At 40.5% G+C, this 11,572-nt stretch carries 11 protein-coding genes and 1 pseudogene; 1 reads left to right on the top strand and 11 read right to left on the bottom strand.

The features are described from left to right. Positions 1-73: pseudogene (locus tag EWZ81_RS08650) on the top strand (thiamine pyrophosphokinase); the annotation flags it as partial. A gap of 6 nt (positions 74-79) precedes the next feature. Here the strand turns inward: EWZ81_RS08650 and EWZ81_RS00400 are convergent. The 11 genes from EWZ81_RS00400 to nuoI form a co-directional block, all read right to left on the bottom strand. After that, positions 80-403: a hypothetical protein gene (locus EWZ81_RS00400; protein WP_240146722.1), complete on the bottom strand. Its 324-nt coding sequence runs from the start codon at positions 401-403 to the stop codon at positions 80-82. A gap of 81 nt (positions 404-484) precedes the next feature. After that, on the bottom strand, positions 485-871 hold the full coding sequence (locus EWZ81_RS08365; RefSeq protein ID WP_240146721.1) for a hypothetical protein: 387 nt from the start codon (positions 869-871) through the stop codon (positions 485-487). Further along, entirely contained in the window at positions 868-1,314 is a 447-nt protein-coding gene (locus EWZ81_RS00390; RefSeq protein WP_165548549.1) for a Panacea domain-containing protein, read from the bottom strand. Before EWZ81_RS00390 ends, EWZ81_RS08365 begins: the two co-directional genes overlap by 4 nt. 128 nt (positions 1,315-1,442) lie before the next feature. After that, positions 1,443-2,819, bottom strand: coding sequence for a phosphomannomutase/phosphoglucomutase (locus EWZ81_RS00385; protein WP_165548547.1), 1,377 nt, complete (start codon positions 2,817-2,819; stop codon positions 1,443-1,445). Further along, entirely contained in the window at positions 2,820-5,231 is a 2,412-nt protein-coding gene (locus EWZ81_RS00380) for a DUF7494 domain-containing protein (RefSeq protein WP_165548545.1), read from the bottom strand. It lies immediately after the preceding gene. Next, positions 5,221-6,693, bottom strand: coding sequence for an NADH-quinone oxidoreductase subunit NuoN (gene nuoN / locus EWZ81_RS00375; protein ID WP_165548542.1), 1,473 nt, complete (start codon positions 6,691-6,693; stop codon positions 5,221-5,223). The genes EWZ81_RS00380 and nuoN overlap by 11 nt, the downstream gene beginning before the upstream one ends. Then, positions 6,680-8,218, bottom strand: coding sequence for an NADH-quinone oxidoreductase subunit M (locus EWZ81_RS00370; RefSeq protein WP_165548540.1), 1,539 nt, complete (start codon positions 8,216-8,218; stop codon positions 6,680-6,682). The genes nuoN and EWZ81_RS00370 overlap by 14 nt, the downstream gene beginning before the upstream one ends. Before the next feature lie 3 nt (positions 8,219-8,221). Next, positions 8,222-10,060: an NADH-quinone oxidoreductase subunit L gene (gene nuoL / locus EWZ81_RS00365; RefSeq protein WP_165548538.1), complete on the bottom strand. Its 1,839-nt coding sequence runs from the start codon at positions 10,058-10,060 to the stop codon at positions 8,222-8,224. 2 nt (positions 10,061-10,062) lie between these two features. Continuing rightward, positions 10,063-10,365: an NADH-quinone oxidoreductase subunit NuoK gene (nuoK, locus tag EWZ81_RS00360; RefSeq protein ID WP_000579759.1), complete on the bottom strand. Its 303-nt coding sequence runs from the start codon at positions 10,363-10,365 to the stop codon at positions 10,063-10,065. Then, on the bottom strand, positions 10,362-10,910 hold the full coding sequence (locus EWZ81_RS00355; RefSeq protein ID WP_000464177.1) for an NADH-quinone oxidoreductase subunit J: 549 nt from the start codon (positions 10,908-10,910) through the stop codon (positions 10,362-10,364). Before EWZ81_RS00355 ends, nuoK begins: the two co-directional genes overlap by 4 nt. Beyond that, the gene (gene nuoI, locus EWZ81_RS00350) at positions 10,903-11,565 is read right to left on the bottom strand and encodes an NADH-quinone oxidoreductase subunit NuoI (RefSeq protein ID WP_001118563.1); all 663 of its coding nucleotides are present in this window, start codon (positions 11,563-11,565) and stop codon (positions 10,903-10,905) included. Before nuoI ends, EWZ81_RS00355 begins: the two co-directional genes overlap by 8 nt. Positions 11,566-11,572 lie beyond the last annotated feature (7 nt).

Raw genomic sequence — 11,572 nt, 5'->3', positions numbered from 1 at the left:
AGCCACAGATAGTTTTTTTAGCCTTAGCTCTACACCTAAATCGGTGGTGTTGGTGTATCAAAAATTCTTATGAGAGGGTTTAATTCTTATAAGTCTTTGCACCCACAACCACTGCCACTGTAATAAAAATTACGATAAGCAAAATAATGGAGACCGTATATTCTTTTGAGTTAGTTTTATTGAAATTTTGATTGCTGTTTGCAATATCTTTTACAAAACGATAGAGAGAGTGTAATAAAATGAGAGTGAAAAACGATGCAAACATGAATAAGCATAAGGCAATTAAACCATCTAGCCCTTTCTTATCAAAAATAGCCAAATTAATTTTAAGCCCACTCAAACGCCATAAAGATAGCAGCAAAGATCCCAAGAATAGCAACAAAATCTCTTTTTGTGTTGTCAATTTGCCCTTTTATGGTGCTGGTTTGGTTTGTTATGCTATTAATTTCTTCTTTAAGGTTTTTTATGGCTTCATCTTGGCTTTTCATTCTGTCGATTTGAAGCTCCATTTCTTTCCAACATCTATTGCTTCTTTATCAAGATACTGGATTCTTATACTACTATCTTCGATTCTAGAAAGTCTAATAACTCTTCTTAAAATTCGTTTTTCATTCTCACTAATATATTCTCCTTGGGATTCTAAAAAAGCCTTAGAGTTTTCAATTAAAGCTACAACAAAAGGGACTTTTTTCGCATAACCTAGTGCACTCATTCCTGTGTCTATTTTAACCACTATATCTTCAAAATCTAGCTCTAATTCTGTAGAATTTTTGTAGTGTTCTGCGATCTGCCCTAATATTTCTTTTATGTTAGCATTATCTTCTATTAGCCCCCCAATAGCACGGAGAAATTTTTCTAAGCTATCTTTCATGGTCTATTCTTAGGAAGTAATGCTTCTTGTAATAATTCTTTATCTGCTTTAATATCATCCCTTTTTATAACTTTTCTCATACCTTTCACATGATGCTTAGACCATGCACTTTCTTTTTGATGGGTTGCTCTAACCATATTCCAAGCATCTGCATCCTTATACTGATTGTAGATTTTAGCAAGTTCTTTTTCTTTTTCTCTGTCTATATTATTCGGTATTTCCTCTCTTTTAGTGATTGGGGTTGATCCATTGATACAAAAATTACGATAAACATCAGGAATAACAGGCCCATAATCCCAAGTTTGAAAATATTCTTTAATGAGTTTAGAATCGCTTTCTGCCTGAGCAATATATAGCATATTTTGCAATTTTAGGTTAGTTATAGGTTTTTGATTATCTAAACTTAAATTGATCAAAATTTTTGTTGCGTCTAATGCTTTCATGGCTCTGCTCCCTTTATGTGGTTATCATGTAACTACTGATTCCACAAATATAACTAATTTTAGTTAATGACTCTAACATCATGAATTTTTGTTGTTTTGTGCAATGGCTATGCAAAAAGAGAATTCTACTACTTCTCTAATAACCCAAGCAACGCCCTTTTATACTCTAACGCCGTTGTTTCATCCTTGCCTTCAAAGCGGCTGACTAAAAAGGGGGTGGTGTTGCTTGCGCGAATAAGCCCAAAGCCATGTTCAAAAACCACTCTCACGCCATCAATGCTGATGATTTCTTTGATTTTAGGGAAATGGCTTGGCGGGTTTTTAAGCGCTTCTTGTAAGTTGTGAATGATTTCAAATTTTTCTTCTTCGCTCACGGCGATTTTTTCTTCAGGCGTGGTGTAGGAATAGGGGAGGTTTTTAATGGTGTTTTCCAAGTCGCTTGGACTTTGTTCAAGCAATAACTCCAAAGCCCTTAAACATGCGTAAAGAGCGTCATCATAGCCAAAATAGCGCTCCTTAAAAAAGATATGCCCGCTCATTTCAGCCGCAAAATGCGCGTTGGTTTCTTTGAGTTTGATTTTTAAATTGCTATGCCCGGTTTTATACATGAGCGTCTTACCAAAAGTATTGATTGCGTTATACATCACTTGAGAGCATTTGACTTCGCCGATCACAAAAGGGGTGATGCCTTGAGCATGCAAGCGTTTAGCGAATAAAATCGCTAATTCATCGCCCGCATAAACATGATGAGAACTTAGCATCGCAATCCTATCCGCATCGCCATCAAAAGCAAAGCCTATTAAAATAGCGTTTTCTCGCATGTGTTTTTCTAAATCTTTTAAGTTTTTCGCTTCGCTGGGGTCTGGGTGGTGGTTAGGGAAATTCCCATCAGGATCGCTATAAAGGCTGCTAAAATCAATGCTTAAAGCCTTTAAAATCGGCTCTAATCCTAACGCTCCTACGCCATTACCAAAATCCAGGGCGATTTTGTATTTAAGGTTTTTCAAATGCTTAAAATCCTTGATCAAGTAGCGGTGATACGCTTCTAGGGCATTGGCTTTCTCTGGCGTTTCTTTTAGGGGTTTTATTTCATGCTTTGCGCTTAAAAGCGTGTCTTTTAAAGCCTGAATGTCCTTGCCATAAAACGGGTTTTGATTGAGCGTGATTTTAAAGCCGTTGTATTCTTTGGGGTTGTGAGAGCCAGTGATCATGATGGAATTAGGGCATTTAATGCCATTGATTTCATTAAAGGCCGCAAAATACGCTACCGGTGTGGGGATTAGCCCTAAATCATACACTTTCAAGCCGCTTGATTGCAGCCCCGCGCTCAAAGCTTCAAACAAAAAGCGCCCATGCACCCTTGCGTCATGCCCTACAAACACGCTTTTATCGTATTCTCGCATGATTTTCCCCAACTCCACGCCGATACTAAAAGCCGTATTTTCATCTAAAGTGGTGGGGTAAATACCCCTAATATCGTATTCTCTAAAAATGCTAATGTCCATTCATGACTCCTTGTTTTTGAATAAATTTAAACCCTGTTCGCATAAATTTTGCCATGCGTTTGTTTGATCTTTTTGTTTTAACTGAACGCATTTTTCTAAACTGGATTTAGATTTTGCTTTTTGATTGGTTAAATCCAGTAGGCTTGATTGTAAATACAAGGCTTTTTGGTGATCTTCTAAAGAAAGCCTGCGGTTTAAAAGCTTGTCTAGCGTTTCTAACGCTTTTGAATAGTCTTTGGTGGTTCTGTAAGCGTCAATGAGGGCAAATTCGCTAAAGGGCGTGTAAGAATAGTCCTTGTAAGCGTCTTGGAGTTTGAGTAAGCTTGTGGCATAAATTTTGACGCTTTTAGGATCTTTTTCATTCTCTAGTAATTTAAAATAAACTAACGCCATGCGTTTATCGTCTTTGAAATGCTTTTCTAAAAACGCATACAAATTGAGGGCCAATCCTTTTTCATTGTTTTGCATGTAATCTGAAAATAAAACAAAAGCAATATCATAAAATTCTTTTTTGTTTAAGCTTTGAGCGAGGATCAAGGCGTCTTTAGAAGCCAGAGTGGAATTTTTAAAATCCCCTAAGCGGTAGTAATTGCGCCCCAGACGATAAAGCCATATTAATTTCTCGCTAGGGGTTTTAGCCGTTTTTAAAGCGTTTAGGGCAATAACTTGTGCTTTTTCTTTGAGCGATGCGAAATACAAGCAATCAAAGGCTTGGATTTCTTCTTGGGGGTTAAATTCAAAGGCTGTGATTTGGGATAAGTATTTTAAAGCTTCTTCACAACGATGATCCTCTAATGGGGTTTTAGCAAGGATATTGAGCGTTTTTTGGATCAAGGGAGAATCTTTAGGTAAATTTTTTTGCATGCCTAAAACTTCAGCATAGCGTTTATTGTCAAATAAGAGTTGGGCTTTCAATTCTAAAGCTTTTAGGGCTTCATTAGAATTAGGGAAATTTTGAATGATTTTATCGTAGTGGGCGATTTTTTCTTGCGTGTTCCCTTCCATGGAAAAAAGGGCTTTTTCATCGCGCGCTCTAACGACAGAAGCCCGCTCCAATTCCGCATGGTCTTGCAAATATTGCAGATTGTAAAGGTGGGCGTTTTTAAAGTCCTTGATCCTTGCATACAACGCCCCTAAATCATAGAGCGCTTGCTCTTTAGCTTTCGCATCATCGTCTTGATTGAGGAGCAAGTGAGCGATCTCAATCGCGCTTTCATTCATTTGGTTTTTTTTCAATAACTTGAGCAATTCTAGGGCTGATTCGCTATGCGTAGAAATATAATCTGGGTTGGATTGAACCACTTTATCAATGAGATACTTAGCGTTATTAAAGTTTTGATAGTTTATCTCTGCTTCAGCCCAATTAAGCGCGATTTCGCTCGCGCTCTCTTTGTCTTTGGCGTTAGAAAAAGCTTCTTTAAAAAGCATGTTAGCGTTGCTCAAATCAGAGCCTTCAGCCGCTTCAATGGCTAAACGCATTTGGGCTAAAGGAGCGTAGCGGGAATTTTTGTATTCTAAAAGAATGCGTTTGTAATAGCGCATGGCCTGTTTGTAATTGTTGTTTTCATCTAAAGCTTTGGCGACATAGTATAGCGCTTCAGGGATATTGGGGTCAGTCGGGTAATTTTTAATCCACTTGGTGCCAATATCTATGAGTAAGGATTTTTTAATGCCTAATTGGCCTAATGCGATAATTTCTAATAAATACAAATCTTTTTTAAACATCGTTTGAGGGTAGTTTTTAAACACGCGACTAATCGTTCGTAAAGCGTCAAAATAGGCTTGCGAATCCATTTGTTTTTTAGCCTCTAAATAGGCGTTTAAATCATAGCCCTTTGTGGTGAGTAGGGGTTTGTTATTCACATCTAGCTCTTGAATGATAGGGGTTTGAGCGTCTTTAATGATAATGGGGAAATTCAAGCCTTTTTGAGCGTTGTCTTTTTCGCTCAAAAAAGGGATTTTTTGATCATAGCCTATGATTTGCCACATTTTAGCTTTAGCGTCGTTTTCCACAAAAAGGGGAATCGCTTTTTTATAATCCCTATCAAAAGAAAAAAGGGTGAGCCTTCGCATCACTTTGGGTTTGATGTGTAAAATGAATTGTTGCTGGCGCATGGAATAGGTGATATTGAAAAAAGCGTTTTCTAAAGGGGTAAAGCCCTCTTTAGGAATGGAATCTATCACGCATTCTATGGGGCGTTTAGCATGCATGATAGATAAAGACGCTTCAATCCCGCTCGGCGGTTTTTCATTGGTATAAAAACAAGAAAAGGCTTTGTTGTGTCGTAAGGTTAAAACCGAAAAATCTTCCCCCCCTTCTTTGCCTTGCGTGAGCGTGAGGCTTAAAGCGTTGAGTGAATGGGAGAGCAAACTCACGCCCATTAAAAGAAAGATTTTTGACTTAAGCCACAAACTCTAAAAGCCCTCGCATCATAAACACAGAGAACAAGCACGCTAACGCCATGGCAATAATGACCGCATAAATGGGCATGGTGGCGTTTTGGGTGTAAATATCGTTTTGAGCGTAGCTTTGTAAGGGCTTATTGAAAAACATCGCCACGAGCCAACGGAAATAATAAAACGCAGCCACCGCGCTATTAACTAACATCACCACCGCTAAAAGAGTATGATTGCTCTCTAACGCGCTTTCAACGGCTAAAAATTTCCCCCAAAACACGCTAAAAGGCGGGATCCCTGCAAGCCCAAAAACAAAAATAGCGCCCAAGATCGCCACTAAGGGGTGGGTTTTGATAAGGCCGTTGAATTTAGAATAGGGGTGATCGTAGCGTTCATCCCATGTTTTTTCCCGGCTTTTTAAGAGCCATAAAAGACCAAAAGCCCCAATGTAAGTGAATGCGAACATGAACCAATAAACAAACATCGCTTGTTGGCTATCTTCAGTGTGGATAAACACGCACGCTAAAGCGAACCCAGAATGCGAAATGGAACTATAAGCGAGCATCCTTTTGACATCTTCTTGCCATAAAGCAATGAAATTAGGAATGGTGATAGTCATAAGGATCAAAACATAAAAAATGTCTTCTACCCAAGCGGTATGAGTGTCTATAAACGCCCCAAAAAGGCGAGTTGCTACCACAAAGCCAGCGATTTTAGGCACAATGGAAATATAGCTCGCAAAGACTGGGTTATTGCCCTCATACACATCAGGCATCCATGTATGGAAAGGCACTAAAGAGACTTTAAAGCCAATCGCTCCAATCAAAAAGATAGCGCCCATCGCAAAGAGCATGGGGTTTGTGATGCCTTCAGTGTGCAAGTATAGGCTAATGATTTCAAGATTCAAGCTCCCTGTAAGCAGGTAAAAAGCCATCGCCCCCATAGCAAAAAACGCGCTCGCCATCGCCCCCATGGTGAAATACTTGATCCCTGCCTCCAAGCCGTAGCGTTTATCGCTCAACGCCATTAACACGCAAAGGGGTAAGGACGCTGTCTCTAACCCAATAAGGATTAACAATAAATGGTTGCTTGAAACCATAAACTGAAAGCCAGCAACAATAAACAAGTATAAGGAATAAAATTCAGCGGTTTGAAATTCGTTGAAGCGTTCTTTTGAAAGGGCTAAGAAAATGAGCAAAAAGGCTGAAATCAAGACAATGCTTTGAGAGACTAATGAGAGAGTATCCAAGCTCAAAAACCCAAAAAAGGCGTTTTCTTGCTCTTCTAATCCTAAAACCACCAAAAAATCCAAAACCAAAAAGAGCATGCATAAAAACACATTCAAATTGCGTGAAAACCTGGAAGTGAAAGCGTTGATTAAGAGCGTGAAAATCCCCCCACACACCAACACCAGCATGGGCAAAATGCTCTCAAAATTAAAGCTATCAAAAGAGATGTGGAGACTATCTATTAACATAAGAGACCTCTTTTATCTTAGTGTCCAATGAACCTAAAAAAGGGAGCGAGCGGATTTCTATCACCTCTAAAAGCTGCTTAGAGCCTTGCTCAATCGGTTTTAAAAGGATTTTAGGATAAATCCCTAAAATCAAAATCAAAGCTAAAATCACGCTTAAAACCCCTACCTCACGAGCGTTTAAATCTTCAAACACGCTGATTTGGTTGTTCCCGGCTTTCAAATTACCAAAGAAGACATCTTTATATGAAGTGAGCATGTAAACCGCTGATAGAATGATGCTTGTCCCGGCAATGATAGCCAAAAGAGGGTAAGTGGCAAAAAACCCTAACAAGCTTAAAAACTCTCCCACAAAACCAATGCTTAAAGGCATGCCCACATTCGCCATTAAAACGATCATAAAAAAGGCTGCAAAAACAGGAGCGCTTTTAGCGATCGATCCAAAGCGAGCGATTTCTAAACTGCTGGCATGTTCTTCCAAGATACCAGCGAGCAAAAATAATCCCATGACGATAATACCATGCGCAAACATCATAAACACCGCCCCTGAAACCCCCTCAACATTGAAAGAAAAAACCCCAAGCACCACGACTCCCATGTGCGAGAACGAGCTATAAGCGATGAGGGTTTTTAAATCTTTTTGAGCGTAAGCTAAAAAGCCTCCATAAATGATCATGCACAGCGCCACAATGGCTATGGGGGTTAGATAGATTTCTGAAAGATCAGGAAAAAGTGGGAGCAAGAAGCGTAATAAGGCGTAAGTCCCCATTTTAGAAAGCAAGGCCGAAAGCATGACAGAGCCTAAAGTAGGGGCGTTAGAATACGCATAAGGCAACCATGTGTGTAAGGGAAAGAGCGGGATTTTAACCGCAATCCCTATTAAGAAAGCCACAAAGAGCCAGGTTTTAATCTCGCTAGAAAAGTTCAATTGATACCAGTCTAAAATATCAAAACTCATCATGCCGTAATTGCTAGCGTAGTCATACCCAATGTATAAAATGCCTAAAAGCATGCACAACGACGCTAAAAAGGTGTAGAGGAAAAACTTCATGCCGGAATAGATTTTGTTATTACGGCCAAAACGACCGATGAGGTATAAAACCGGCAAGAGCGAGATTTCCCAAAAAGCGTAGAAAAAGATCACATTAAGAGAAGAAAACACGCCCATCAAAATCCCCTCTAACAACAACAGACAAATCGCAAAGTCTTTACGACGCTCTTTGACATAAATCACGGACAATAACACCACGATAGCGTTTAAGAGCAACAAAAAGAGCGCGATGCCATCAACGCCCACATGGTAATTCACGCCAATTTGATAGACTAATTCCTTCATTTCTTCAAACTGCATGCCTGCTGTTTGAATATCAAACCCATGCCACAACAACAAGATTAATAACAATTCAATCAAAGCGATGACAATCGCATACGCCCTGCTCGCTTGATCGCTCATAAAGAACGCTAATAGCGCGCTCAGCATGGGGAAAAAGATCACCACACTTAAAAGATGCGCATGTAAAAACTGCATTTCTTATCTCCCAAAAAAAGCTACAAACGCTAATAAGATTAAAACCCCGGCCACCATGAAGCGCAGCATGGAGGTTAAATTCCCATCTTGACTGATCCTAAACACACGCCCTATAACAAAAACGCTTCTTCCTATAGTATCCACTATCGCATCAATGATTTTTAATTCCACGACTTGGTGCAAGAATGAAGCGATGGCGCTAAAAACTTTTGCAATCCCTTGATAGAGCTGCGGGATATAGTATTGGTTGAGCAAGAGCTTGTATAAAAAGCCCCCCTCTTTTTTGGAAGTGATACCATTTTTATATTTAAATATGGCATAGGCGATACTCAACAACACCACTATGGTGGTGATACTGATTAAAAGAGCGAGTGGGACTGGATACTCTCCAACGCTAGGGATCACTTGAGAGATGAAATGAAAAAACGGCTCTTCAAAAAACCCGGCAATGACCGCCAAAATCCCTAACGGCAGCATGCTTAAAAGCATGAAATTTTTGGCCTCATGGGGGTGGTTGATTTCGTGCTGTTTGGGTGCAAAAAACACCAGCATGATGAGCCTGAAGCTATAAAAAGCGGTAAAGATCGCCCCAATTAGAAGAACAAACCATAAAATGTGGTGGTGCATCCCAAAAGCCACTTCTAAAATTTTGTCTTTGGAAAAGTATCCTGCGAAAGGGTAAATCCCACACAAAGCCACTGATCCTATAATCATAAAGATCGCTGTGATTTTCATAGGCTTGTATAAAGCGCCCATTTTAGTAATATCCAGATTGTCTTCCATCGCATGCATGACATTCCCTGATCCTAAGAAAAGGAGGGATTTGAAAAACGCATGCGTGAAGAGGTGGAAAAGTGCGATCGCATAAGCCCCAAGACCGGCCGCTACAAACATATAGCCTAATTGAGAAAGCGTGGAATAAGCCACAATGCGTTTTAAATCTTTATTGACTAAAGCCATGCTCGCTCCAAAAAGAGCCACAAACGCTCCTAAACATGCGATGAAATAGCCCACTTCAAACACCGCGCTATACAAGGGATTGGCTCTAATGATCAGATACACCCCAGCGGTTACCATCGTCGCTGCATGGATGAGAGCGGACACAGGGGTTGGCCCCTCCATAGCGTTGGCTAACCATGTGTGCATAGGGAATTGAGCGCTCTTGCCCATAGCGCCAATGAAAAGAAACACGCTAATGTAAAAGAGCATGGAATAATCGGCGTTATTGAGCATGCTAAAGATTTCTTTATACTGAAGAGTGCCAAAATTCCAAAAGATCAAAATAATCCCCATGAGCATGCCTAAATCCGTGATTCGGTTCATCACAAAGGCTTCAATAGAAGCGTTGTTTGCGCTTGTTTTATGATACCAAAAGCCAATGAGCAAGTAAGAGCATAGCCCCACCCCTTCCCAACCAATGAAAAGCCCTAAAAAATTATCGCTCAACACCAACACCAGCATGGAAAACACAAAGCCGCTGAGGTAGGAAAAATAGCGGTTAAACCCTGCATCATGCTCCATATAGCCTATAGAATACACATGCACTAAAAAAGAAACTAAAGTGACCACGACAATCATGACCGCATTGATATTGTCCAGCATGAGGGAAAAGCCGACTTTAAAATTCCCTACCACGATCCAATCAAACAAATATTTTTCATAGCTTTGATGATGCCATGCTTGAATGAAAAGAACCACCGCACCAATGAAAGAAACCAGCACGCACAAAGAATTGAAAACGCCCACATGCAACGCCTTAGCTTTAGCCCCAAACAGCCCCGCATAAACCGCACCGATTAAAGGCAAGAACAACACCACTGACAGCAAAGAAGAATACTGCATGCTCAACCCTTCATAGCGTTTAAAGAATCAATGTCTAAGCTCTTGTATTTCTTAAACCACAAAATCACCAAGCCCAAACCAATAGCCACCTCACTAGCGGCAATAGCGATAATAAAGAGCGCGAACATCTGCCCGTCTAAATTGTGCGTGTATTTAGAGATCGCTACAAAACCGATATTGATCGCATTGAGCATGATCTCTGTAGAAAAAAAGAGTAACAGAATGTTTTTGCGTTTCAGCATGCCCGCTAAACCAATGCAAAAGAGCAACCCTGAAACAATCAAATAGTGGTTTAACCCTATCATAGAGATTCCTTTATAAATTGCGTGTGATTTTTCCCATGGATTTTTTGAATCCCTGTAGCGATGCCTCCAACCATAGCGACTAAAAGCATTAAAGCCGCCGCTTCAAAAGGGATGAGGTAATTGGTAAAAAGCACATAACCAATCGCTTTAATGTTGGGGATTTGCGCATCAATAGCGTTGGAATTGACTTGATTAGAAAGGTTTTCGCCAATGCTAGGAGCGCTTAAAATCAAGGTGAGTAACAGCGCCACGCCAAATGAAAGAATGCACAAGATTTTAGGGCTTTGCTTGCGTTCAATGACTTCTGCAGCGGAGTTGAAAAACATCATGCCAAACGCATACATCACAATGACCGCGCCCACATACACCGTGATTTGCACCACGCCCAAAAACTCAGCGTCTAGTAAAAAGAAAAAAGCAGAGATAAAAACCATGCTGCTAGCGAGAGCGGTAATGGCATAGAGGATATTCGTGGTGGTGATCACCACTAACGCCATGCTCAAAGTAAGGATCGCAAAGAAATAAAAGGCAATGGTTTCAAACATTTTCATCCCCCTTATGGCTTTCTGGGTTTGTTGGAGTCTCTTCTTTTGATTCTTCTTTTGAAGGCTCTTGAACATAATCTAAAGGGGTGGCTTGCATGCGTTCGTTATAATTAGGGCTTACCGCACCAAAGCCTAAAAATTCGGCATGCGAGCAGTTTTTAGCGTCTTGTTCGCTCGTTAGAAACTCGCTTTTAGAGCCGTATTGGGAGCGTTGGGTGCTGGCGTTTTCAAACCGATTCCCCATAACGATCGCTAATTCTGGGCAAACTTCCGCGCACAACCCGCAATAAATGCAACGCCCCAAATTGATCGTGTAAGAATCGATCTTTTTGCGGTTGTCTTCGCCCTTATGCGTGATGATCCTTATGCAATTGCTCGTACAAATCTTTTCGCACAGCCCACAACCAATACACCTTTCAGAGCCTGAGTCTAAAAGCCGTTGCAGATTATGCACCGCGCGATAACGAGGGCTTAAGGGGAGTTGCTCCATAGGGTAATGGATGGTTACGCTTGGGCTAAAAAATTCCTTGATCGTAAGCCCTAACCCTTTGAATAGATCCAAACCCAAGCTCGTTTTAACGGTGTCTTTAAACTGCTCGGTCGTGCTATGGACTTCGGCTCGTTTAGGAAGTTGCTTGTATTCTTGTTTGGCCATAAAACCT

It is taken from the genome of Helicobacter pylori (genome assembly GCF_011140715.1).
Classification (GTDB): Bacteria; Campylobacterota; Campylobacteria; order Campylobacterales; family Helicobacteraceae; genus Helicobacter; species Helicobacter pylori_DA.
Note: the sequence above shows the minus strand (reverse complement) of the source record. Positions and strands in the feature narration are given on the sequence as shown.